Raw genomic sequence first — 26324 nt, 5'->3', positions numbered from 1 at the left:
CCGCCGTGGCGTTAGCCATAGGGCTCAGGTCATCCCCGAAGAGTAGAAAACTCAAACTTGGCAAAGTGGCATTAAAGCGAGACAATAAGAGTACGTCGCCCTTGAAATTTGCTTTGTGAATAACCTCCGTACCGTATCTGATACTAAGCGAACTTTCTACAACCTTCATACCCGTCCGATAAACACTATTTATCGTCGGGTAGTGGAAGAATTAATGGTGGAAATGCACCTACTGTCAGTAAATGTTGATTATAGCTACGATCCTATTTATGCCTTGGGCGTCGTCACTGCTTTTGACCGCTTCATGGAAGGCTATCTGCCAGAACGGGATAAGGAGTCTATTTTTAATGCGCTCCTTCAAGCTGTAGAAGAAGATCCACAACGCTACAAACATGATGCTCAACGTTTGCAAGCATTAGCGACAAACATAAGCGCTTCAGAACTGACTGCGTGGTTAAGCCAACAAACTCCTCTCAATCGAGATGCTGACTTTCAAGGCTCTTTACAAGCAATAGCGAACAATCCGAAATTTAAATACAGCCGCTTGTTTGGGATCGGTTTATTCTCGTTATTAGAATACTCAGATCCAGAGTTAGTGAAGGATGAAAAAAAACGCAATGAGGCACTAAAAACAATAGCCAATGGCTTGAATATCTCTGATGACAAACTCAATAAAGATTTAGAGATTTATTATTCTAATATAGATAAGATGTCACAAGCTTTGACAGTAATGTCAGATATGCTTTTAGCTGATCGAAAAAAGCGGGAACAGCGCGCTCAGCAATCAAATACCAAAGTTGCTCCGCCAAAGGCTAACGAATAGTTATAAGTTGTAACTATTTAATACAGAATGATGAATTATGAAGCTAGACATCTGATTTACAATTCATCATTAATGGTCGTTTATCCCTTACCAGGCTGCAAGCGGGAGGATGAAAGCCCTTATCTTTTTGTGCAGGGGAAGCAGAAAGAGAAAATACTTCCCCTCGCTCCTCATTACCTCTTAGGAGTAGGATTGGTTTGTCCGGAAGGCGCTGTTGGTACTTTAGGTAATACAGGAGAAGTTCCTGGATTAACTGGGCTTACACCTTGGTTAATTTGAGATGGATTGGGTATTGTGGGAAGATTGAAGTTGGGATTAGTTTGTGGATTGATGGGTGAAGTGTTGGGTAGAGATGGTATTCCTGGTGCAGAACCAGACGAGGGTAGAGGCGAAGTTGTGGGTTGATTAGAGAAAGATGATGTTGTAACAAAAGATATGCGATCGCCTCCCACTTGTCGCCACAAGTCTATCATTGATATAACATCATTGTATGTTGCTGTTTGACTGACTCTCAAAGCCAAAATAGCGTTGGGAGTTTGTTGAAGGTATCTGTTAAAAGTTTCTTTGATCTGTTCCCGTTTGACTAACTCATTCTCTACGTAAGTCTGACCAATAGCGTCGATCGTCAAAGTTAATATTTGCCGTTGAGCATTTGCTAATGGTCTATTTACGTTAGGTTTATTAGTAATAGATGGCGTGCTGGTAGCTGATTTAGGTAAATTTATACTAATTTCTTGTTGGCGAGTGAATTGCAAAGCTGCCAAAAGAAAAAATGTCAGTATACAAAAAACGACATCTATTAAGGGAATAATTTGAATTTGGACTTCTTCTACTGGAGTCTGTAGGTTAATTTTCATTTTCTTGCTCTTCTACCTGAGTTTGGGGCTTTTTTTGTTAATTATCTTTCGGTTCCGACAAATCAGACTCTGAGGAGGGTTCAGGTGTTTCAGAAAACTTGGATTTGCCTCTTTTTCGAGGAGAATTGAGCTTATCTGGTATGGAATCCCCTATGATTGTTACAGGTGGTATTATATTTTCAGATCTCATCTTTGTGTAGTCAGGTGGAGACTGGAGATACAGCAACTCCATATCATTGCCTGCCCTGCGGAAAATTTTCACTTGGTTAACGACTATGCCTTGAAATAAGCGGTAGAATGCTAAAGTAACGATCGCAACAATAAGTCCTGTTGCCGTACTAATCAAAGATTCCCCAATACCATTGGTAACTCCGGCTGTAGATTCGGTTCCTAAATCACCAATGCGAATAGAGCGTAAAGATTGAATTAACCCTAAAACCGTACCTAACAATCCTAACAAGGGCGCAAGAGCAATCACAACCTCCAGGAGTTTTTCGCCCCGTCGCATTCCAGCCAATTCGTCTTCTGCTGTTGCTTCTAACGCCAGTCGGAAACTTTCTAGATCACTTTTGGGAAGACTTAGAGGTGCATAGAGAAACCGTCCGATGGGCTGCTTTGTTGCAACTCTTGCAATATCAGCAGCCGACATCCAATCTACACGGGCAGCATCCAAAACGCGATTAACTATCTCCTTTTCCTGGTTTAAAATTCGTAACCAGAACCACAAACGCTCAAAAATCACACTTAAAGATAAAATCGACAGAGCAAGCAATGGCCACATTGCAGGTCCGCCCTTTTTAAACAAATCTAGGATATCCACTGTTGTAGGTTTCCTCCTTTCATTTGTAGTACAATTGTCCTGAAGCAGCGATTATTTTAGAGATTAAAGCACAACTATCATAATCGTTTCCCATTCAAGAGTTGAGATGAGTGCAATAACTTACGAGTAGCATCTTCCAGACCAAGTAGGGCGGTTATTCCCACAGGAAGTGTAAGTGATAATTTGCCAAAATTAAAGGTAACTGAAGGTAAAAATCTATGAATCCAATCCAATCACTTTATACTTGGTATCGCAATGTACTTCGGAACCCTAAATACCGCTGGTGGGTAATTTTAGGAACACTGCTTTATTTTGTCAGTCCAATTGATGTTGTTCCAGACTTCTTACCGATTGTAGGAGAAATTGATGATGTCTTTCTATTGACACTGCTAGTTACTGAGGTGTCTGGGCTAATGATTGAAGGCTTTAAACAGCGTAAAGGTCAGGTTGACGCTGAAGTCGCTAGTAATACTCAGGATTCTACCTCTAGCGCGAATGCGAATACAATCGATGTGGACGCTGTTTCTATCAAGTAAAATTTTTCACATTAGAAAACCTGACAACCCCCTCCTTTTTATTTGTCGCAGCTGACAAATGCACTTTTTAGGAAGGGGGATATTTTTTTAGTTATTAATTATTTAATTTATAGGTTGCGTGCTATTGTGTGTTGCTATGTAGTTAAAATATCTACCAAATAGAGGATAGACAATTTTTAACAATTTATTTTTCATAACCTATGACTCAACGCCAAATCATCGGACTGCTACCTGCTGGTGGACAAGCAACCCGGATTTCTCCTTTACCACTTAGCAAAGAGTTATATCCGATTGGTTTTCAAGATTTTGGTGTTAAATCTAACTGGCGTCCCAAGGTTGTTTCTCAATATCTGCTAGAAAAAATGCAACTAGCAGGCATTGATAAAGCATATTTTATACTGCGTTCTGGCAAGTGGGATATACCAGGATATTTTGGAGATGGCACGATGCTTTCCATGAGTTTGGGCTATCTCATTATGGGCTTGTCTTATGGTGTACCTTTCACCTTAGATCAGGCTTATCCTTTTGTTCAAGATGCGATCATAGCCTTGGGTTTTCCTGATATTTTATTTCAGCCTAAAGATGCCTACGTACGAATATTGACACGCCTTGAAGTTAGTAACGCCGATGTCGTCTTAGGATTATTCCCAACTGATAAACCTCACAAAGCAGGTATGGTTGACTTTGACGATCAAGGTAAAGTACGGCTGATAACTGAAAAACCTCCCCAGTCAGATTTGCGATACATGTGGGGTATTGCAGTTTGGACACCTGCTTTCACACTGTTTTTGCACGAGTATCTTATGACTCTTCAGGTAAATAGTAACCTATCGCTGCGACCAGAAATACCGATTGGCGATGTGATTCAAGCTGCCATTAATAAAGGTTTTCATGTAGAAGCAGAAGTATTTGCCGATGGTACTTACCTTGATATTGGTACACCGGATGATTTAGTACGAGCTGTGCGGCAATTTGCGGCTTTGGCTGGTGAGGAAGATAAGCTTAGATGATTTGCTTTAATTCATCCACACTATTCACAGTTTTAATTGCTTGCTGAATTGCCTTTAATCTCTCTAAATTAGATATTTGAGAGATTTCTGGCATTAATTGCAGTCCCTCGCTACCGAATTTTAGCTCTAATCCTAGTTCAATACCAGACAGCATCTCCTGTCGCCGTCCTCGTGCTTCTCCTTCTCTCAAAATTTGCTGATACCAGGGAGATTCGCTTAACACTGCCATATCCCACCTCATGATTTGCTGAACTAATGCACTGTCTAATACGAAGCTAGCAAAAAATGCTAGAACAGTTTCTAACTGATTCAATTGCTCGTCTGCGCGGAGAATTTGCAAAGCTTGCTGTATGGTGTTTTCTTCTGCGCCACCCTTAAGGATTGGTACAAAGGGAAGCAAAGATAGCACGGGTTGTTGAAAAGCTATTTCCACATCGACTTCCCAAAGATTTATTACGCGGTAGTCTTGACGGACTAGTAAACCTGCAAATTCTGATTCATAGCGCGTGGGAATTTCGGCGTCACCTTCTTTGTCTTTAAGGATATTGATAAGTACCGGGTAGGTAGGCAAATCAAATTTCTCTTCTGCTAGTGCAGCGTATGCCCGCATCCGTTTAGGCATTTCCGGCTTGTAGCGTAATTGTAACTCGTTGAGTACGAGAAATTGCCCATATTGGGGACTTTCGGCGCAGATTAATACGTCACTTTCACGGCTAATCCATTGGAATTCTGAGTTGAGAACTTCTTGGGCTGTAATGTCGGGAAGTTGTGTTACCCATTTTACCCAGTTATCAGGTGCGAGGCTGATTAATTTTTTGGTGCTGATGTCAGCGGATTTTGGTATGAGGGAGTTGATGCACTGTTGTGGCGATGACTCATTTTAGTAGGTTATGGGTAAAAAGGCGATCGCCACAACAGTGCATCCGATTACCCCCCGATTTATGCTAATTTTTAAGCAATATTGCTTATTGACAAATGCGCGTCACTTTAAGCCCTAAAATTTAGAGCGTTAACTTTTTGGCGGTAGTCTCTATAAGCCCGGTTAATTGCTTGCATTGCAGCTTTTGCACTAGTAGAGCTATTGACATCAGGATGATACAGCCTTGCTAATCTCAGGTAAGCACGTTTTACATCCTTTGGATTGTCAGTCTTTTCTACACCCAAAACTTCCCACCATTCTCCAGATGGTACAAACTCAAGTATCGATTCATTACTGGCAGAGGTTTGACGCCAAATCTTGATGGTGCCGCTTTTTTCACCACTTACCAGCGTCTTGCCATCATAACTGAACGCAACGGGACTGCATCCAGAAAGAGTTTGTAGTAGTTGCCCAGTTCGTAAATTCCAAATATTAATGATACCGTCTGTGCTGCAACTCGCAAGAGTTTGTTCATCTGGGTTTATGGCAAGAGATACAACTGAAGCTGAGTGTCCGCTAAGAGTTTGGAGCAATTCTCCAGTGTGGAGATTCCACAGTTTAATTGTAGTGTCTGTGCTACCACTAATTAGAGTTTGACTGTCAGGACTGATGGCAACTGTGTTCACTGCTCCTGAATGTCCTCTGATAATATAAGGCTGCCCCCAATTTTTTAAATCCCAAATTCTGATAGTTTTATCAGCACTTCCACTGGCAAGAATTTTGCAATTAGGACTAAAAGCAACAGACAAAACAGCGTAGTCGTGTCCATTCAAGGTACGTTTTACCTCTTTTGTGTATCGTCCCCAAATTTTGATAGTCTTATCAGCACTACCACTTGCCAGGATTTTTCCGTCAGGGCTGAAGGCTACTGAGTAAACAAAGCCAGTATGACTGTAGGGAGAGTTCAAACAAAAGAATGTACCGAGAAATTTTTTTGTGTCTAAATACCAACTGCTGATTTTGCAAGCAACACTCCCACTGACAAGTGTCTTACTATCGGAACTGATAGCAACAGATAAAACCGCCTCTTCAAGCCCCGCGAAAGTGTAAAGCCATTTTCCTGTTTTTAAGTTCCATAGACGAACTGTTGTGTCATTGCTTCCACTAGCTAGGGTTTGGCTGTCGGGACTGATGGCGATCGCATTCACTGCAGCTGTATGTCCCCTAAGAGTGTGTACACATCTCCAAGTTTCAGGTGATACTCCTTTGAGGGATACAACTTCTGTTTCAATCTTAGGAGGAGAAGTTTGAGCTTTTTTGTGCAATTCTTTCTTGAGCATCTGTAACTCATCCTCAACTTCCAGAGCGGCAAATTTTTGATTGAGATCCTCACCAGTCAAAAATGCCTCTAACTCGAACACTGCTGTAGAATAAGCTTCCATCTGCAAAATTTTCTCTTCCATCCTGTCGAAAACCTGTGCTGGTGTTTCTCTTGTTCCGGTTTCGTCTAGCAACTTGGCAATACCGTAGGCGGCGAGTCCAACCACAGCACCAATTCCTGCCATAGAGACTGTGCCAATACCAAAAGCTAAACCTATTTTGGGTGCGACTAATCCCATACCACCAACAACCCCAGAAACACTAGCACCGCCTACTGCCCCAATTCCCATTGCACCATAAGCAGCAGCATCTCCCTCTCCTATTGCCTTAAAAACACCATAAGCAGCTGCACCTACGACAGCGCCAGCACCAACAACAGGAACTGCGCCAATTCCAACTGCTCCAAATCCTCCGGCTAATCCCATCCCGCCTACAGTTGTGGAAACACCAGCACCTGCTATGGTTCCTCCTGCAATAAATGCTGCACCAGTTGTGGAGTTGTGTGTCACTTGTTTTTGTCCTTAGCTTTACTTTTTCAACAAACGCGCTTCTTTACCACGGTTGCAATCTGTACACAGCGTTTGCAAGTTGCTGAGGTTATTACTGCCACCTTTGGAAAAAGGTACAATATGGTCAACTTCTAATTGCACTTGCTGACTACTGCGACCACAAAAAACGCACTTATAATCGTCTTTGTCTAAAACCGACACACGAACTGATGCGGGAATGTGGCGGGAGCGTTTACTACTATCTTGCTTTGCTTGAGCTAGGGATTTGGTAGCAGCAGACTTTTTCACCTTTGGCTTTTTAGATTTATCAGCCTTTTCACTGTTAGCCTGATGAATCAAATCCCGAATAACACCACGCACTAATTTTTGGACAGGATTGAGGGACTGTCTTGTCATTACTTATCAAACAGCTTTTTCAAACCATAAGCAGCTAGTCCAACTACTGCACCAGCTGCTACAACCGGCGCAGCACCAATAGCGACAGCAGTTCCTCCAACTGCTAAACCCATACCTCCAACGACAGCAGAAACTCCGACTCCAACTGCTGCTCCTCCTGCGACTGCACCTATAGCTGTGGCGTCTCCCTCTTCTATTGCCTTCTTAGCTCCATAAGCAGCGGTGCCAACAACTGCACCAGCAGCAGTCACAGGAGCCATGCCAATTGCTACGCCTCCGAAACCTCCAACTAATCCCATACCGCCAACGACTGCGGATACACCAACACCGGCTATAGTTCCTCCAGCTACTAATGCTGTACCTTCTGCTTTATTTTTTAGTTCTTCGTTCTGATTATCTGTCATTATTTGACTTACGTATGCTTAAGTATATTACATCTAACCTAAACAACCAAATTGTTACTGTCCAGGAATAATCAATAAAATATTGTCTAATCTTCTTAAAGTTTGTTTAAAGCGCTCCACTGCTCAGGATAGCAACCCGTTATGGATGAAACCAACACTTTCCTCACTCCCTCACCCAAGAGTGTTTATTCAGAATTTGAAAGTACTATTTTTTACACTTCTACCAAGCTTGGCATAGATGAATTTGAAAATTCCAGACATACCTTGCAGTATAGTCTGGAATTATGTCAACTTATTTACAAGAAACTCTAACAACAATCACCGTGAGCATCCATTCCTAGGTAGACAAGAAAATTAAATAAAAATAGCTTCTAGCTCTGAACAATCTCCTCATATTGAGTTGAATGTGACATTTTATTTCCATTATCCTGTTCCTCATCATCACTGTGGTTAAGAGCGCTATGGTTAGTCTTACTAATCATGTAATCCATGTGTGGTGTCTTAGCACAAACTAGCAGTAGCGCACCCAGAATCAACAGTAAACCACAAATTGATGCAGCCTGAACCCAAGAAATTTCCAGTGCTCCGTGAACAATGACTTCTCGTAGTACAGATACTATTGATACCTCCACTGCTACTCCTACAGCAATACTATGCTCCTGCAAGTAAACCATTAGGAGTCGGAATAATTCGACCAAAATCAACAAAAATAGTATTTTTGCAGTCACTTGTTGATGATTTAATGGCACTGCAAGCTGGGTAAATATCTCCCACAGTTGCATAACCATGTAGGCAAACAAGCCCAAACACAGGACAATCACAATTAAGTCTTGGAAAGCCTCCATGTTGCGAACAATTCGTTGTCTGTCAATCCAGCGATTGTGAAATAAATATTGGCTTTTCTGGCGCTTATGTATTGGTATTTTCATTTTCACCGGCACAACTACAGAGTAAATTAGTCAGTCCACCTAATGTTATTAACAAGAATTAGAGTTTTTTTGAGAATTATGTGAGTGGCAAACCTTGGACAAAAATTATTTGCCATTGCTTGCAAAATATTCCCAAACGATCTTTTTCGTAATTTTCTTTAGGTAAGAAAATCATGAAAAGCTTTTAAAATGTAGCTGGCACAATCTCACAACAGGATGTTTGAGAAGTATTGTTGTCAACAAATACACCATTTAGATTTCCCTTTACCTCCCAACCGCATCCGGGAACATCCTAAATGCAGTGCGAGCCGGAAAGCTCGTGTACTAAGCGCGAGTTTTCCGGCTCGCATTAGGTTCACAAGATTGGAATGCTCCCAAAGCATCGAGGATTTAGGGAACTCGCCGATAAATCTTGGTACAAGACGACACTTTCCAAACATCCTCACAGAGGTGTGGTGGAATAAACATTTTTTATATTTTTTGATAAATTATTTTATACCAAAACTTGGGTTTAATCCCCTTAATGTTATGGCTTGCGCAGGTGCATTTGGTCAGTGTAGCTGAGGTAATATGTTTCACAATTGCCCTGCAAGGCGTAAAGCATTCTGGAGTAAATCCAATTGTTCTATTGTTAGTTGACTCATATTTTTGTTTATTTCAAGGGAGAGTCTTTAATTCACAGCTTTTGCTTTTAGAAGGTGCGTTACCGCAGCGGTAACGCACCCTATACCCACTTCAAACTTAAGCTGCTATATATTGCCCAAACTCTATCAAGAACCTGAACGCCTTGACAATATAACTGGCGCAGTCTCTGGGAGAGGTGTTGTAAAACGATCGCCATGCACTGGCTTTATCTTCATCATAGCGATCGCCCCTTTTCGGATGACTTTCTAACCATGCTAATCGCACGGCGTGACCGATTAACACATCCAAGACGATGTATTCTTCAATTTGTAAGTTGGGGTTGTTGGATGCAACTGCTGCTAATTCCGTCAACGCCTCAATATTAACTTGTCGGTACTCGGGAGATCCAATTTTATTTAGCAAATGTTCTACTTGCAAGGCAAAATTCTTTTCTCCTGCTGTCATTTCTGACAAAATAACTTCGCTATCCAAACGGTTACGGCGTTCTAGTTTATCGCCAATCACCAAGCCTTTGCAATGTTCCATCACCAGCCAAACCTGCTTAAAAAAGTCTTTTGGAACACGTCCTGTTGCTCCCTCAGCTTGGCGGAACCGTCGCCAACCACCTGATGGTACATCTATTTCATCTCCTGAAGCTGGTACCACAGCCCAATCTATGTCACTTTCTTTTTGTTTGAGGTGCAGAGATTCTTGCTGACGTAATAGCTGACTTAAGTTGACGTATTCAAATAATACCTGACGGACTCGTGTTTGAACTTCCGAAGGTGACAGTTGCATTAGATGTTCATAAGCCTCATCTTGAGTAAGATTTAACTCTTGCACCAATTCGCTGGTAATCAACAGAATCATAAAACCAATTCTGAGGGTGAGTAGTCCTTTAAACAGTTCTGGTTCTGTCTTGATCAAAGCACTCAGATAAATCAGAATTTCTTGAGTCAGAACGCGATCGCTTATATCTTCCCGACAATAGTCATTTATTTTCTCAACAATTTCCCTGTGCGACAGAGGAATAGTGATGAGTGAATCTTCGCTGTAAGACTTACCCACAGCAATTTGCTTACCCCGCACCACAATACTTGTCACTACGTCCGACAAGCCGATATCGCTCATTTGTCGCAACCCTGCTGCACGACGCACAACTGCCCAAATGCCGGAATCGCCTGCTTTAGTGTAAACTTCATCCAGCAAATCTGCCACAGTTACGGGATTTTCTGGTCCGCCAAAGCCTGTATCAAATTCTAACCCTTCCAAACGAACCAAAGTCTGCAATAATTCTATTTGCTCGTAGAGATTTTCCGATGAACGCAAAGAGGAGAGCAACAATTCTAAGTTTGTTTCACACTCCATTTGAAATTCTTGAGTATGTTTTAAGGGCCAATTTCTTTCTGGATTGTAAATCAGATACGAGCAGCGAGGCGCAGTATCTTTGATGGAAGATAGAGAATATTCAAAATCGTCTTGAAGAAAATCAATCCGTTGTGTTCCAGCAGTCAACATCAACTGATTAAGACGCCCCAATTTTACCCGTACACCGTTACAAACGCCTTCTTTCAGTTCTTGCATCAGAGCAAGTAATGCCTCACTACCTGTTTCTAACATGGTATGAGTCAACATTAAAGTCAGGATAGGACGCCCTAAATCAATCCAATATTTTTGGATGTAAGCAAGTTCACTTCTGATTTGATAAACCAGAAAATGATAATCAAGAGTTAGGTAAAACACTTGAGAGTCCAAAACCGAGGGTAGAAAAACAACTGTCTCCCCACGAATACGAAAAATCTTAGATGTTGTCAGACTTCTCAAACGTCGCACTGGACGTCCTGTTAAACCAAGTTTATCGTTGCGTCCAACTTGGGTATAAATAGCTGAAAGATCCTCTGCAAGTCGAACCTGAATTGGTTCGACTTGTTTGGGTGTTTGTGTCTCAATTCCATGAACTGCCAGTTTTGCTTGTAAATCTTCATCTTGTGCAAGTAAAGCTATTTGTACGACAGCTTGCTGGTTTTTTCCTACGCATAAATATCTTCCCAAAGGGTCAATATCTCCAACTGCTATCAATCCTTCACTTAACATTTGACCAAGAAAATACAAACTCTGTGCCCATACCAGCGGAACATTTTCGTTAGGTAAACGCGGCTGAGTTTGAGGTGCTAACTTCTCTGCCTCTATAGATTCTTCTGGGAGATAATAAAGTTCTGGAACTAGATGCAAACCATCACGCTCAATCAATAAAGATTCTAAACGCTCTTGGTAATATTTGACTTGTTCTTGTTCACCGCGAAACAAACCATCTAGAAATAAATAGGTGAAAAATAAAGGCCATTCACACTCAATTTGCTCAAATTGTTTGAGTTCTAATGGTTCGTAGTGTAAGCGGTTTTTGTCTTCTAAAACTGTTTGGTGTCCATCACGCAGGAAGCGCTTGCAGCCGTATTTTCCTTCGAGTTTATTGATAATATCGTTGTGGGTACGTTCCCGCAGATCTACATCTTCTACAGCAAATGCTGGAAAACCAATAACGCTCAACAACGCGGCATCGATTTCTTTTGAAGACGATTCTCTAGGTAATAGAGATTCTAGCGTAATCCTGGCACGAGCAATTTCATCTGGCAGCGCATGAATCACCGATGCTTGACAACCATATACACCAAATAAATCCAAACCATTAATCGCTTCCAATGCAGCTTTTGCCATACCTATAGAACTGGCATTCAATTCCGCATTGCCATGATTAATTTTATTACCTCGTTCCCAAATACCGAAATCTGGAGTACGGTACGCTCGTCCAATATAGTAAACCAAATTTTGGACAAAATTCACTTCGTCAAATGTGTAAATGATCTGCAATCCTGAAGCAGTCATTTGCGCCAATATTAGTAGATATATTGATGTGGCATCTAATTGCAAATGTCCCCATTCGTCATCACCAACAACAATATCACCTGTAGAAGTGTTGTACTTGGCATGTAAAGCATCCAACGAAGATTGAGTGTGCTTGAATTGCTCTAATTTAGCGCTTTGGCGCATCATAGCAAATAACAAACCCCGCATCAACTTAACGACGCTGTGTTCTAGCTCATATCTGCGTCCCTTGTCATCATCAACTTTGCGGTAGGCGATCGCCAACCCCCAAACTGCCAGAATGCTGTAAACGTTATCACGTACCCAAGCATCAGTGTAATCTCCGTGGGCAGTTATCGCTGTGCTTGCTGGTAGCAAACCTGTAATTGGGTTTTGACGGGCAAGGATAATTGTCTTGATTTGCTGATAATAACATTCAAGACGAGCTAGTAGTTGAGTGACTGTTTTCATAGTTAATTTGTTACGTTGTTTCCGGAATGCAACCCTGAGACGGTGAAGTAAATTATGTCAGCAAAGCCAAAACTACCTTTGTAGTAGGCACTTGTTTTGTGGCTCGAAATGATAAATTAGTTTTTGTCTCCTATCAAGATACAAACTAGCTTTTCCATTCTTAAAGAAAGATACTCTAAATCTCATTTTTTTTCAAATCTTTATCAGCAACTAGGTAACTTTTTCTTGAGATTGAAATTGGTTTTGTTAATACTCTATAAGAAGAAACTTCTACAGGAAAGTCATTCTACGCAGGAATTCGCTAAGAAATTGTAGTTTGTCAAAACAGAAAAAACATCTTTAATTATTCTTTTTTCAGAATGAGTGCGTTTCTGCTTATACCTAATAACCAAAAGAATTCTCCAATAGTAAAATTTGTTTACTTCCAAGTTAAAAGTCAACGGCAAGACTGAATTGATACCAACGGAGTTATATGCCGATGGCTCACTTGGAAGGATAGTTGTATAAGAACTATAGGACTCGTATTTGATTTTTGACGAAGCTAGGTACACTTTTATTGCTTCTTAAGCGTTAAGCGTCTCTACTTTGTGATTCACCCTAGTGGGAACGGCCACGCCTTACGGTGAGTCCAGCGCTGCGGGAGGGTCTCCCTCGTGCCGGCTCTGGCGTATGCGCAAAGCGCACGCCAGATACCTAGGTCGGGAAAGCCGTCATTCGCACTGGTCTCACCAAATCAAACCGGATTCCTATAAAATTTAGTATTGCTCCTAAAAGCATGCTTCCACTATCTTTGGCTGTGAGAGGTTACTTATAAATGTCTATTACACAGGCTTTTATGGATAATGCCCAACGCCAGATGCTAGCCAACTAGTGCGTCATCCTCCGTGCGTATGCAAGTGAGGAAACTCTAGTCGATCATTGGCTTTCCTTGTATTTGTGGTCTAATAACAAGAAGCGCTATATGTAATAAAAAGTACAGAAATAAAGCCAACTCCAGAAAAAGTACGCGAACGCCGCCTTTGCGATCACAGCCAAAAGTGAGAATTTTTCCAAAAACAATGATATTTAAAACTAGTCTCCAGTAAATCTTTTTACTTGAAAAACTTTCTACTTAAATAAACTTGTACGCTTGACACAGACACTCAAAGTAGTAAAATCTACAGAAATCAATAGGCATCAGGGTGAGAAAAAATTCAACTCAAGTGGAATAGAACTTTCTTTTTCTGACTTTTGATATCTACCAGATTACACTGTTCCAGGCTAGGATTATAAATTAGCGATGCCATTGTATTGGTAATCGATGTTGAATTTCTGAGATTTTATGGACAAAAGTCCACAAGACGACAGTACTAACCTCCTCTGATCTGGCGAGTTTGTCTCCCAGCGCGGGGGAGGCATTTGGAGGTTTTATCATGCTCTTACAAGATGTTCGCAATTCGGCTTTTGACATTGGCGACTTAAATCAACTCAAGTTGGATTTGAATAGTACACAACCCGTAGATGTGGGAGAGTACATTACACAATTGCCCAAACAAGATCGGGCGATCGCATTCCGTTTACTGAATAAACATCAAGCAATTGATGTATTTGAATATCTGCCTCCAGAAGTACAGGAAGAAATCATAAATTCCCTGCATGATGTTCAAGTTGCACAAATCATTGAGGCGATGAGTCCGGATGAACGCGCAGAATTGTTTGATGAATTACCGGCTGGGGTTGTCAAACGTCTATTGCAAGAACTGAGTCCAGAAGAACGGCAAGCAACAGCAACGATTCTCGGCTATGCTGAAGGCACCGCTGGACGCGTGATGACAACAGAATACGTGCGATTGCGAGATGGGTTAACAGTTGGAGGAGCTTTGAGTAAGATCCGCCTCCAGGACGAAGACAAGGAGACAATTTACTACGCCTACGTTACGGACGATAACCGCAAGCTGGTGAGTGTTGTCTCCCTACGACAGCTCCTGTTCACCTTTCCTGATGTTCTCATCACAGATATCGCTAGCACTCGCGTCATCAAAGTCAGAACAGAAACGCCTCAAGAAGAAGTTGCCCAAGTCATGAAGCGATATGACTTAATCGCCGTCCCTGTGGTTGACCGAGAAGAGAGACTGGTGGGTATTGTCACGATTGATGATGTGGTCGATATTTTGGAAGAAGAAGCCACAGAAGACATTCAAAAACTGGCAGGTGTGAGTGGTGGTGATGAACAGGCTTTTTCATCTCCTCTGATAACTCTTCGCAAGCGCTTACCGTGGCTGTTTGGAGTTATGTTGCTTTATATTGGCGCATCTAGTGCGATCGCCCCCTTTCAGTCAACAATTTCAATGGTGCCAGTGCTGGCTGTCATCATGCCGCTTTTCTCCAACACAGGCGGTACTGTAGGTATTCAAGCCTTAACAGTGACAATTCGTGGACTTGGTGTGGGAGAGATCACACCCCAAGATACCTTCAAAATTCTTCGTAAGGAACTTCAAGCAGGACTGGGTACAGCGGTAGCACTAGGACTGACTATGGTTATGCTTTCCTTGATTTGGGCACCACCTCAAGAGCGTTGGGTGTCGTTAGTTGCTGGAACAGTCATGGCAACAAATACTCTTGTGGCTGTCACTTTAGGAACTACATTACCAATGGGCTTGAAGCGACTAAAACTTGATCCCGCCTTGGTTAGTGGACCTTTGGTGACAACGATGCTAGATGCCATTGGTTTTATAATTTTCTTAACCCTGATTTCTACAGCTTTGCATATTTTTCATTTCAAACCATAAGTTAGACAAATCAACAAAACAGGACGCAAAACATTTTCTTGTCTTTGTGATGCGTCTTCTGTGAACTCACTGGAGTTGGTCAAATCTTCTGTGGCTGCTTTTTTGGCCAACGTGATTGTTTTTTCGCTATAACCAACTCAAGTAGCACAACAGTCTAAGATTGAGTCCAGCGGTTTGCTCAACAGTCAATCTTCTCACTGCTAGTGGTGTCTGGAGCAAGCGAAAATCATGCAAATCGACCAACTCAAACCCAATGTCATCGTTACAGGTTCAATCTTCAGCGAACCCGTACAGGTATTGATAATCATCCCGATGGGTGCATCAGTCAAACTCATCGGTCAAGGACTCAACACAAATCAAGTTCATCAACTCATTCTCAATCCTTCTCAAGTAGCACAACTTCAAGCAACTCCAGACAAAGAACCTTTTGATGGTGACTCGCTGCATTTTCGCTTGGGTGTCGAAGCTTTGCGCCTGGGTTTAGCCTACGAATACGATCCCTTTTTTGCCCTCGCCATTGCTCGTGTTGATCCCCTACCTCACCAACTTGAAGCAGTATACAACTATTTTCTTAAACAACCGCGCATCCGTTTTTTACTCGCTGATGACCCCGGTGCTGGTAAAACTATCATGGCAGGGTTGCTACTGAAAGAACTTAAAGTTAGGGGGTTAGTTAAGCGTACTCTAATTATCACCCCTGCTAACCTGACATTTCAATGGCAGCGGGAACTTAAAGAGAAATTTCGCGAAGAGTTTGAGGTGGTTCGTGGTGATGTGCTGCGGGCTAATTATGGTTCTAACCCTTGGAAAGAAAAACATCAGGTTGTCACCTCAGTGTCTTGGGTTTCCCGTATTGAAGATGCTAAAGATAGTTTATTAAGAAGTAACTGGGATTTAGTTATTGTGGACGAAGCGCACAAGATGAGCGCTCATAGTTCAGATAGGAAAACTTTGGCTTACAAGCTGGGTGAAGAACTTTCAAAACACACCGACCACTACTTATTAATGACAGCAACGCCCCATAAAGGTGACCCGAAAAATTTCTGTTTATTCCTCGAACTTTTAGACCGCGATGTATACGGGGATGTCAAAAGTTTAGAAGAAGCAATGCTGCGCAACAGCGCCCCATTTTATCTGCGTCGCACTAAAGAAGCACTGGTTACTTTCCCGGAACCAGAAACAGGTATTGTTAAGAAACTGTTCACTAACCGCAAAGTCGAAACAATTGATTTTCAGATTGATGCGGATGAGTTTGACTTTTACGACGACTTAACAACTTATGTTGATGACCAGTCCATCAAAGCCTCTACTGATGATTCAGCGCGTGGTCGAGCTTTGGGTTTTACAATGGCAATGTTGCAACGTCGTTTCGCCTCCAGCGTTTATGCAGTGCGACGTAGTTTGGAGCGAATGCGAGACAAACGTCAAAGAATATTGGAAGATCCAAAGGCTTATCGCCAAGAGCAGATTAATAAGAAAATACCAGAGGATTTTGATGAACTGACTGAAGAAGAACAGCAAAAAATTCTGGGAGATTTAGAAGGAGTTGTCGCTTCAATTGACCCCATAGCGCTCAAACAAGAAATACTGCAATTAAATAAATTAATCATCCAGGCTAAGAATTTAGAAGAGCGAGAAATTGAATCTAAGTTGGTGAGACTTAAGGAAGTTATTACCCAAAAAGGAATCTTCCAAGACAAGAATATGAGACTGCTCATTTTCACTGAGCACAAAGATACCCTGGATTACTTGGTGGGTAAGTTACGAGACTGGAAATTGTCTGTTACACAGATTCATGGGGGAATGAAAATTGGCGACAGGGACACCCCCAATACTCGCATTTATTCTGAGCGGGAGTTTCGGGAAGATTGTCAGGTGTTAGTCGCCACGGAAGCTGCGGGGGAAGGTATAAATCTGCAATTTTGCTGGTTTCTGATTAACTATGACATTCCCTGGAATCCCGTGCGTTTGGAACAGCGGATGGGACGCATCCATCGTTACGGACAGGATAAGGATTGTTTGATTTTTAACTTTGTTTCTACAAATACCCGTGAAGGGCGGGTACTGTGGAAGTTATTTGAGCGCATCCGCGCCATTGAGGTAGACCTTGACCCGGAGAGAACGGGTAAAGTTTTTAACGTTTTGGGTGATATCTTTCCTGCCAATCAACTAGAGCGGATGATTCGCGATATGTACGCCCACAACTTGACTGAAGATGTGATTAAGAACCGCATCGTCGAGCAGGTGGACACCGATCGCTTTCGGCGGATTAGCGATTCGGCGTTGGAAGGTTTGGCGAAGCGCGAATTAAATCTAGCACCAATTGTGGGTAAGGCTGCGGAGGCAAAAGAACGACGTTTGGTGCCAGAAGTTATTGAGGACTTTTTTATTCAAGCGGCTCCTATTGCGGGAATTCATCCCAAGGAAAATGCGAAAGGTCAAAAAGTTTACCGGATTGGGCGAGTTCCACGGACTTTGTGGGCGATAGGCGATCGCCTCGAATCCCGTTTTGGCAAGTTGGGACATGAGTACAAAAAGATTACGTTTGATAAAAATATATTGACAAATGACGCAACACTGGAATAGGTAACGCCAGGACATCCGTTATTTGAGTGCGTGAGGGATGATGTCTTGGTGCGGGTGCAGGAAGACTTGCGGCGAGGTGCTGTATTTTACGATTTGTATCGTCATCAGCCAGGGAGATTGGATGTGTTCAGTGCGGGAATTTCTGATGGACGCGGGAATAAGCTGCACGAGCGTTTGTATGTGATTCAAACTGAACTGGACGGTACAATGACGGTGCGCCAGCCAACGCTGTTTTTAGATTTGGTTCTTGCGTCGGGGAGTGCGGAGTACAGGGTAAGCGGTGCCGAGTTACCAGATGATAGTGCGCTACCCAGCCGCGATCGCGCAGAACAAGCTTTGATTGAACAGGAGTTAAATCGCTTTTTAACAGAGATTCGGACTCAGCGCCAAAAGGAAGTAGAGACGATTTCTCAGCACATGGAAATTAGCCTCAACACGATTATTGATAAAGTGCAGTGTCAGTTTGCTGAGTTGATTGAGCAAAAAGAATCCGGTTCTAAGGAAGCGGGGTTAGATGGACGCATCAAGCAGTCAGAAGACCGTTTGTTTGAATTAAACGCACGCCTAGAACAGCGTCGGGAGGAATTGCAGCAGGAGGGTAGCTGTACCATCACGGATATTCGCCATCACGGACGTGCTTGGGTTTTACCGCACCCAGAACGCACAACGCCTGAAATTGCGCGGATGGTTAGCAATGATGAGATTGAGCGCATTGCAGTTGAGGCGGTGATTGCATATGAAGAAGCTAGGGGATGGAAGGTGGTGAGTGTGGAGAAAGAAAATCGCGGTTTTGACTTGATTTCGCGTCAACCTCATCCCGAAGATCCACAGACAGCGATCGCCGTGCGGTTTATTGAAGTTAAGGGAAGATCTACAGTCGGTGAGGTGGCGCTGACGACTAATGAGTATAAAACAGCCGAAAGATTAAAACAGGATTATTGGTTGTACGTTGTGTTTAATTGCGCTTCTACCCCAGAAGTTCATCCTATAGAAGACCCAGTACGATTAGGATGGGAGCCGTTGGTGAAGATTGAGCATTATCACGTTTCTGCCCAGAAAATTTTAACAGCACAATAGGTTGTATATTTATGCAAGTACAAACACAAAAACGCTACTACACACCTGAAGAATATTTAGAACTTGAGGAAAAAGCAGAATATAAAAGCGAATACCGCGATGGAGAAATCGTTTCACTGACTGGAGGAACTACAAATCATAATGAAATTGCACTGAATTTAGCAGCTTCCTTAAAATTTGCAGTGAAAGGGCAAAATTATCGAGTTTATATTGGTGATGTACGTTTATGGATACCGCGTTATCGTCAACATACCTATCCGGATGTGATGATAATTCAAGGACAACCTGTTTATACGGGAACAAATACAACTACCGTCATGAATCCTTTGCTGATTGCAGAAGTTTTATCTAAATCGACTAAGAATTACGACCAAGGTGATAAGTTTCTCTATTATCGGTCTATCCCTGAATTTCAAGAATATATTTTAATCGACCAATATCACTATCATGTTATGCAGTATGTAAAAACTGCAGAAGGTCAATGGTTATTTACTGAACTTGAAGGGGAATCTGCAACTTTATCACTTCAAACGATTGATTTTGAAATTCAACTGAGCGACCTTTACGAGCAAGTAGACTTTACTGTCAGCAGTGAAGAAGATTAATTGTTTTAATATTATTAACACATAATTATTAATGTAATGCCGACGACACAATACCCCAAACGCCTCATTGAAGTTGACTTACCCATCAAGCGAATATCCGCCCACGCACGGCGAGAAAAATCAATTCGCCACGGGCATATTTCAACGCTACATATTTGGTGGGCACGACGACCTTTGGCGGCGTGTCGGGCAGTCATTTGTGCTGCATTATGGCCAGATCCTGCTGACCCATTGTGTCCGGAGGCGTTTGTCAGTACGGCAAAAAAGCTGATGTTAAATTGGGCAAAAAATCATCCAGAAAAAGCTAGTGCTGATTCTTTCAATCGCTTAACAGCTATTAATAAAAATCCTCAGTTATTACACGACCCAGTAGAACTTCGCAAGACTCTGCTGGATTTTATAGCTGACTTTGCCAACTGGGACAATTCTACTGATGCAGATTATTTAGAAACCAGTCGTACTTTAACACAAACGGCACATGAAGCATTAGGCGGAATTCCCGGAACAAAACCGTTAGTGGTTGACCCATTTGCTGGTGGTGGGGCAATACCTTTAGAGGCGTTGCGAGTGGGTGCGGATGCGTTTGCTTCTGACATTAATCCTGTGGCGGTTTTGTTGAATAAAGTGGTGTTGGAATATATTCCCAAATATGGGCAGCAGTTGGCTGATGAGGTGCGAAAGTGGGGACAATGGATTAAGGAAGAAGCAGAGAAGGAATTAGCTGAGTTTTATCCTAAAGACCCAGATGGGGCGACACCTATTGCTTATCTTTGGGCGAGGACTATTACTTGTGAAGGTCCTGGTTGTGGAGCGGAAGTGCCGTTAATGCGGTCTTTGTGGTTGTGTAAAAAGAGTAATCGAAATATTGGTTTAAGGATGATTCCTAAACCGGAAGATAGGCGGGTAGATTTTGAAATTATTGAAAAGCAGAAGAGTAAATGGGTAGTTGCTGATAACCCGGAAGTTGAAATAAAAAATCCTAGCTTGGATGGAACTGTAAAAAGAGGTTCGGCTACTTGTCCCTGTTGTGCTTATACTACTCCTGTAGCTTCGGTGAGAACACAATTAAAAGCCCGTCAAGGTGGGACGAATGATGCAAGATTATTTTGTGTGGTGATAACTAAACCCAAAACTCAAGGAAGATTTTATCGCTTACCAAGTGAGGATGATTTAGAAGCAGTAAGAAAAGTAATTGATAAGTTAGAAAAACGTAAACAGGAACATAAAGGAGTATTAAATTTAGTACCGGATGAAATTTTACCAGTAATGAGTGGTGTATTTAATGCGCCCATTTATGGACTTAATACATGGGGTAGTCTATTTAATTTTCGGCAATCTTTAGCGTTAATAATATTAGTAGAACTAGTACAAGATGTAGGAAAACATTTAACAAGTGAGCATGAGCAAGAATTAGTTTCCTCTGTTCAAACTTGTTTAGGGTTAGCTATTGATAGACAAGCTGATAAACTTTCTAGAATTTGATGCTGCCCGGAAAATCGCCCAAGGACTCGGCGCACATTTAGAAAATCTCAACCGCCTAGTAGAAGTTAAAGGCAACAAAGCGCGACTTCTACCTGTATCAGAGCGCACACACTACCTTTTTGGGAAAGACGAAGCCAAAGCACCTACCAAACGTAAAAAGAAAGATGTCAAGCAACTAAGCTTATTTGATATTGCTGGTAGCATAGAAGACGAGAACAATTCTTGGGGTGAAAAAACTGTACCCCCACTAGGAAACACTATATTAGACCGCATTCACCAAAGCATGATTTTATTTGCAGCCGGGCGCAGCGAAGCCCTCAAACGTTTCTTAGTAGAAGAAGGTGCTGGTACTGACCAACGCTTTTGGCGATTAGCTCAAGCACTTTCAGCATTGTACCCCAACGGCACAGACGAGAAACGCTGGGTTGATGGTGTGTTAGCAAGAAAGAAGGGATTGGGATTTTAATTAAGTGGAGCATAACTCTATGACCAGAGTGAGTCTAGATTTACCCGAAGAAGTATTCTCAGCCCGTCGTCTTCCCCCAGATGATTTTGTGCGTGATATGCGCCTTGCTGCCGCTATATACTGGTATCAAAAGGCTGAAGTCTCTCAGGAAAAAGCTGCCCAAATTGCAGGTTTAAACCGCCGCGATTTTCTTTGTGCACTTGCGCGGGAACAAGTAGATGTGTTTTCTGTAGACTTTGATGACTTGCAACAAGAGTTAAAGCGCGTCCAATTTTAGAACAATTGCGTCTATGTGGAATGTATCTTTCTGACCGAGTGATGAATCAAGCACTAGCATTAGTAGGGGAATAAACGATGGCAGCAATCAAACCTTGGTATAAAATCGACGGTTTAATACCTCGTGAAGACTTGCGGGAAGGGAAACCCCTTGATGCTTCTGAGTTTGCTGTCCACCTCGACAAGGTACGAGACGAAACCGCCCCTTCTGATTATAAAGAGCCAGAACGTTTTTTTGACCGTACTTATCTCACTAAATATTTAACCGACCTTGCAGCCCAAGTGGTGCGCCGTCTTTCAGGCGAGAAAACGGAAACTTCGCCAGTGTTCAATCTCGCTACCCAGTTCGGCGGCGGTAAAACTCACGCCCTGACTTTGCTTTATCACTTAGCCAAACACGGTGCAGCGGCTAACAATTGGACAGGAGTCCAGAAAATACTGCAAAAAGCGGGAATTTCATCAATACCAGAAGCTGCGATCGCTGTGTTTGTCGGTACAGAATTTGATTCTATTAAAGGACGCGGTGGTGACGACGGTACACCTCTACGCAAAACACCGTGGGGAGAAATCGCTTACCAGCTAGGCGGTGCAGAAGCTTTAGCTGTGCTTGCTGAACATGAAGCTCAATTTATTGAACCCAAAGGCGATGTCATCCGAAAATTTCTCCCCAAGGATAAACCCTGCCTGATATTAATGGATGAAATTATTAATTATGCTAGTACTTATCGCCGTAAGGGTTTTAATAACTACCTATACAACTTTATTCAAGCACTATCTGAAACAGCGAGAAGTTTAGATAATGTTGTTTTAGTGGTTTCGATTCCTGCCTCAGAGATGGAATACACCACGGAGGATGAAGCGGATGAGCAACGTTTCAAGAAAATGCTCGATCGCGTGGGCAAAGCGATAATTATGTCCGCCGAGTCAGAAACATCCGAAATTATTCGTCGCCGTTTGTTTGAATGGGAACCTGGTGCTGTCACCGCCGATGGCAGAATTCTCTTACCCAAAGATGCAATTAACACCTGCAATGAATACGCTGAGTGGGTAGTTGAACACCGACAGCAACTTCCGAGTTGGTTTCCCCTAGACAATGCTCGTGAAGCTTTTTACACCACATATCCTTTTCACCCAACAGTACTATCTGTCTTTGAGCGCAAATGGCAAGCCTTACCACGCTTCCAACGCACTAGGGGAGTGCTGCGACTTCTGGCACTTTGGGTATCAAATGCTTATCAGCAGGGTACCATTCGCGCACACCGTGATGCTTTAATTAGTTTAGGCACAGCACCACTGGATGACCCCCAATTTCGAGCAGCGGTGTTTGAACAATTAGGCGAAACCCGTTTAGAAGGTGCGGTGACAACAGATATCTGCGGCAAAAGAGATTCCCATGCAGTGCGTCTGGATGCTGAAGCTGTGGACGTAATAAAAAAACCCAGGCTGCACCGCAAAGTCACAACAACGATATTTTTTGAATCTAACGGTGGCTGTACGCGCACGGAAGCCACTGTTCCTGAAATTCGGCTAGCAGTAGCGGAACCGTCTTTGGATATTGGGAATGTGGAAACCGTTTTGGAAACACTTTCAACTGACTGCTATTATCTCTCGATTGAAAAAAACAAATACCGCTTTAGCTTGTCGCCCAATCTAAATAAAATTCTGGCAGATCGCCGTGCTAACGTCCAAGCAGCCAGAATGACCGAACGAGTCAAAGCCGAAATTCAGAAAGTTTTTGTCGCAAGTCTTGGAATTCAACTCGTTTATTTTCCCGAAAATTCCAGTGCTGTTCCCAATCGAGCAGTGCTAACAATAGCTATACTAGCGCCTGAGCATTCCATGCAAGACAGTGAAACTGTAAAATTTGTGGAAACGATGACGCGGGAGTATGGCACATCAGACCGTACTTTTAAGAGTGCCATAATTTGGGCAGTTGCTGACTCTGATGCCCAGCTACGAGAGGAAGCACGTAAGCTGCTTGCATGGGAAGACATCCGCGACGAAGAACGCGAACGACTCGACGACTCCCAGAAGCGCCAGTTGGATGAGAACCTGAAAAAAGCGGAACGTGACTTAAAAGAATGTGTTTGGCGTTCTTACAAAAATATTGCACTGCTAGGTAAAGATAACAAAATCCGCACTATAGACTTGGGCATGGTCACATCCAGCATGGCACGTACTATGGTTGAGTTGATTGTCAACCGTTTGCGTCAGGATGGGGATGTTGAAGATAGTATCAGCCCTCGCTTTATTGTACGCAACTGGTCGCCTGCATTTACAGAATGGAGTACTAAGGCTGTCCGCGATGCCTTTTTCGCTTCACCGCTGTTTCCTCGCTTGTTGAATGGGGATGGGGTAAAGGAGGCGATCGCCCGTGGTGTAAGAGATGGTATCCTCGCCTATGTTGGTAAAACTAGCACTACACACTACGAACCGTTCCAATATCAGTGTACCATCAGTTCCGCCGATATAGAAATCTCTGACGATGTATTCATCATCACCCAAGAGACTGCGGAAGCTTACAAAAAAGCCGAATTGGCTCAAGATGCTGACACACCAATCCCATCATCCCAGACTCAAACGGGGGAAACAAACACTAGCACCCCTGCTACCACAGTCAGCGTGACGACTTCTACAACTCATGTTGTCAGAGATGTTACCACTCCCTATGTCACAAACACTGCTACTCAACCAACAGAAATAACTCCCCCACCTGCTGAAGCGCAAGTGCTGAAGTGGAGTGGCGCAATTACACCTCAGAAGTGGATGAACTTCTACACAAAGGTTCTTTCTAAATTTACTACCAATAAAGATTTGAAATTGACTATAAAAGTATCCGTTTCCGTTGAGGGGAATATTTCTACTCAGAAGATTGAAGAAACTAAAGTGGCACTGCAAGAATTGGGATTGGAGGGTGATATTGAGACGGATATAAATTAAGATTCAATTAAGGGTAAGGTAAGGGTTTGTGTCAGGGGTAATTGATCATACACAAGTTTGCTAAACATCCAAACCAACGACTGTTAACTCAGGTGGATGTTCAACAACAAACTGATAATATACCTCACATTGTGCCTGCGGTGAAAGAGCTAAAGACCATTCCAATATTCCCATCTCGCCAAGTTGAATTTGTGGATTACTACGGTTGAGACGGACTTTAATTTGTTCGTTGCGGCTGATTGGTAATTGTTCAATGACTTTTAAATTTGCTTCTTGATTTTGTAAGTTAGTTATAACTATCCGATAACCATAAGTAATCCTGCGATTGTTGCCAATCAATTTTTTCTCTACCTGACGTTCTACTAAATCACGTTCAATTTTTAAACCTTCATCAATTCCTAAGTTGAGCTTAAACTCTTGCCCTGGCGCAACATTTTCTAATTGAGTTGTTCCAACAAAAGTATTATCTCGAAAAATATTCGCTTTTCCTGGTAATAGAGTGACACAATTAACAGTATTTTTCACATTTGCTTGTAGATAAGCAAAGCTAAGCAAGCGTGGTATTGCTACATACTCAAAACTACAAGGGAAATCGTCGTTAAAAATTGTCGTTTTATGAGGTGTGCCGTCACTGGGAATCTTTCCACTGCTGTTCACCTCAAAAGTGACTGTATTTCCTTGTCTAGAAACTTCTGCAACAACAGTTTCTGCAGTGACCAAATTTTCCTGTAATTGTTCGGTTTCTGATGTTGGATTATCTCCACTAGGAGGAGTAGGCATAGCTGCTAGTCTTTGCATACGCAAAAACTCTGGGGGACGCAGTACGTCAATGTACCAAGGTTCCAGTAATGGTGGTAAAGTTCCCAACCCAGGTTTTGCGGTAGACAAAGTCAGAGATACGTTCGTCCAATCTTCACCGGTACTTTGGGTGACTTCAGCGAGATAGGTAAGATTGATGGAATTGCTGCTTGTATTGACTCGCAAGTCATACAGCGGAGTCCAACTAGCGTAATTGACTACATAACAGACTTCTAGCTCAAACTCTCCAGCACCCGCAGGCTCAATCGCCACACTCAAGGTAAAACTTTGCTTGGGTGATGGTGTTTGTAGTTGTTGCCACTGTTGACGCAGAACCTGTAGCTGCTTGTCTAATTCTTGCTGTTGGACTTTGCACTCCGTTGTCGCAATAGCATACTCGCTGTACTGGCTTCCTAGAAAGTTGAGAAAATCCAAAGTTTCGCTCAAGCTAAGATTTTTCCGCGACAGACTTTGTGCAAAAGGTTCCTCTGTTTTCTCACGTAAACCTTCAATAAACTTTGACTGCAAAGCTAAAGCATCGATTTGTGCTTGCAGAAGGTTCCATTCTGCTTCTAATTGCTGGATTTGCCTTGTCAAATGGCTCAACCGTTCGGCGAAGGGTTCGCAAGAGAAGACTCGCTCTGTGCTGACTCCCAGTAGTTGTACTGCAACTTCACCTCTACCACTAACCCTGACTGACTCAGTTTCTACCGTAACTGGCAGTTGGACAATTTCTAATTCTCGTTCTTGTCCGGTTAGTGCGATAAGCTGGAGGCTTGACGCTTCCTTGATCGCACTTCGTCGTGTCACCAGGGCTTGTTCAGTATACACTATCACAGATACAAT

20 protein-coding genes are annotated in these 26324 nt (G+C 42.6%); 11 read left to right on the top strand and 9 right to left on the bottom strand.

The genetic code is table 11. The annotated features are described in order from the left end of the window. Window positions 1–115: 115 nt before the first annotated feature. Window positions 116–823 (top strand): photosystem II biogenesis protein Psp29, encoded by a 708-nt coding sequence (psb29, locus tag AC5JM2_RS30840; RefSeq protein WP_495839171.1) that lies wholly within the window; start codon window positions 116–118, stop codon window positions 821–823. 173 nt (window positions 824–996) lie between these two features. On the opposite strand, the gene AC5JM2_RS30835 is transcribed toward psb29, so the two are convergent. Beyond that, window positions 997–1680, bottom strand: coding sequence for an ExbD/TolR family protein (locus AC5JM2_RS30835; protein WP_495839169.1), 684 nt, complete (start codon window positions 1678–1680; stop codon window positions 997–999). A gap of 37 nt (window positions 1681–1717) precedes the next feature. Then, on the bottom strand, window positions 1718–2500 hold the full coding sequence (locus tag AC5JM2_RS30830; RefSeq protein WP_495839167.1) for a MotA/TolQ/ExbB proton channel family protein: 783 nt from the start codon (window positions 2498–2500) through the stop codon (window positions 1718–1720). A 218-nt stretch (window positions 2501–2718) separates the two neighbouring features. Between AC5JM2_RS30830 and AC5JM2_RS30825 the strand changes: the two genes are divergently transcribed. Then, window positions 2719–3036: a YkvA family protein gene (locus tag AC5JM2_RS30825; protein ID WP_495839166.1), complete on the top strand. Its 318-nt coding sequence runs from the start codon at window positions 2719–2721 to the stop codon at window positions 3034–3036. 200 nt (window positions 3037–3236) lie between these two features. Then, window positions 3237–4046, top strand: a complete 810-nt coding sequence (locus tag AC5JM2_RS30820) for a sugar phosphate nucleotidyltransferase (protein ID WP_495839164.1) — start codon at window positions 3237–3239, stop codon at window positions 4044–4046. Here AC5JM2_RS30820 and AC5JM2_RS30815 read toward each other — a convergent pair. From AC5JM2_RS30815 to AC5JM2_RS30790, 6 genes are all read right to left on the bottom strand, one after another. Next, window positions 4039–4890, bottom strand: a complete 852-nt coding sequence (locus AC5JM2_RS30815) for an Rpn family recombination-promoting nuclease/putative transposase (protein ID WP_495839255.1) — start codon at window positions 4888–4890, stop codon at window positions 4039–4041. The genes AC5JM2_RS30820 and AC5JM2_RS30815 overlap by 8 nt on opposite strands. 143 nt (window positions 4891–5033) lie before the next feature. After that, the gene (locus tag AC5JM2_RS30810) at window positions 5034–6794 is read right to left on the bottom strand and encodes a WD40 domain-containing protein (protein WP_495839162.1); all 1761 of its coding nucleotides are present in this window, start codon (window positions 6792–6794) and stop codon (window positions 5034–5036) included. Window positions 6795–6812: 18 nt separating this feature from the next. Next, window positions 6813–7190: an HNH endonuclease gene (locus tag AC5JM2_RS30805; RefSeq protein ID WP_495839160.1), complete on the bottom strand. Its 378-nt coding sequence runs from the start codon at window positions 7188–7190 to the stop codon at window positions 6813–6815. Next, window positions 7190–7594, bottom strand: a complete 405-nt coding sequence (locus tag AC5JM2_RS30800; RefSeq protein ID WP_495839158.1) for a hypothetical protein — start codon at window positions 7592–7594, stop codon at window positions 7190–7192. Before AC5JM2_RS30800 ends, AC5JM2_RS30805 begins: the two co-directional genes overlap by 1 nt. A gap of 371 nt (window positions 7595–7965) precedes the next feature. Beyond that, a complete protein-coding gene (locus AC5JM2_RS30795) occupies window positions 7966–8523 on the bottom strand; it encodes a phosphate-starvation-inducible PsiE family protein (protein WP_495839156.1) in 558 nt (185 codons plus the stop codon). A gap of 741 nt (window positions 8524–9264) precedes the next feature. Next, the gene (locus tag AC5JM2_RS30790) at window positions 9265–12480 is read right to left on the bottom strand and encodes a phosphorylase b kinase regulatory subunit alpha/beta (RefSeq protein ID WP_495839154.1); all 3216 of its coding nucleotides are present in this window, start codon (window positions 12478–12480) and stop codon (window positions 9265–9267) included. 1412 nt (window positions 12481–13892) lie between these two features. On the opposite strand from AC5JM2_RS30790, the gene mgtE reads away from it, so the two are divergent. From mgtE to AC5JM2_RS30750, 8 genes are all read left to right on the top strand, one after another. Then, window positions 13893–15248, top strand: coding sequence for a magnesium transporter (gene mgtE / locus AC5JM2_RS30785; RefSeq protein WP_495839152.1), 1356 nt, complete (start codon window positions 13893–13895; stop codon window positions 15246–15248). A gap of 228 nt (window positions 15249–15476) precedes the next feature. Beyond that, on the top strand, window positions 15477–17834 hold the full coding sequence (locus AC5JM2_RS30780; protein ID WP_495839150.1) for a DEAD/DEAH box helicase: 2358 nt from the start codon (window positions 15477–15479) through the stop codon (window positions 17832–17834). Window positions 17835–17864: 30 nt separating this feature from the next. Continuing rightward, the gene (locus tag AC5JM2_RS30775; protein WP_495839148.1) at window positions 17865–18911 is read left to right on the top strand and encodes a protein NO VEIN domain-containing protein; all 1047 of its coding nucleotides are present in this window, start codon (window positions 17865–17867) and stop codon (window positions 18909–18911) included. Window positions 18912–18922: 11 nt separating this feature from the next. Then, entirely contained in the window at window positions 18923–19516 is a 594-nt protein-coding gene (locus AC5JM2_RS30770; protein WP_495839146.1) for a Uma2 family endonuclease, read from the top strand. A 36-nt stretch (window positions 19517–19552) separates the two neighbouring features. Next, entirely contained in the window at window positions 19553–20998 is a 1446-nt protein-coding gene (locus AC5JM2_RS30765; RefSeq protein ID WP_495839144.1) for a DUF1156 domain-containing protein, read from the top strand. Then, window positions 20964–21464 carry a hypothetical protein gene (locus AC5JM2_RS30760; protein ID WP_495839142.1) on the top strand — a complete coding sequence of 167 codons (501 nt, stop codon included), beginning with the start codon at window positions 20964–20966 and terminating at the stop codon, window positions 21462–21464. Before AC5JM2_RS30765 ends, AC5JM2_RS30760 begins: the two co-directional genes overlap by 35 nt. A 19-nt stretch (window positions 21465–21483) precedes the next feature. Further along, a complete protein-coding gene (locus AC5JM2_RS30755; RefSeq protein WP_495839140.1) occupies window positions 21484–21741 on the top strand; it encodes a UPF0175 family protein in 258 nt (85 codons plus the stop codon). Between the two features lie 77 nt (window positions 21742–21818). Further along, on the top strand, window positions 21819–24680 hold the full coding sequence (locus tag AC5JM2_RS30750) for an ATP-binding protein (protein WP_495839139.1): 2862 nt from the start codon (window positions 21819–21821) through the stop codon (window positions 24678–24680). Window positions 24681–24740: 60 nt separating this feature from the next. Here AC5JM2_RS30750 and AC5JM2_RS30745 read toward each other — a convergent pair whose 3' ends face one another. Continuing rightward, entirely contained in the window at window positions 24741–26315 is a 1575-nt protein-coding gene (locus tag AC5JM2_RS30745) for a mucoidy inhibitor MuiA family protein (protein ID WP_495839137.1), read from the bottom strand. Window positions 26316–26324 lie beyond the last annotated feature (9 nt).

The sequence above is a fragment of the Brasilonema angustatum genome (assembly GCF_059505445.1).
Note: the sequence above shows the minus strand (reverse complement) of the source record. Positions and strands in the feature narration are given on the sequence as shown.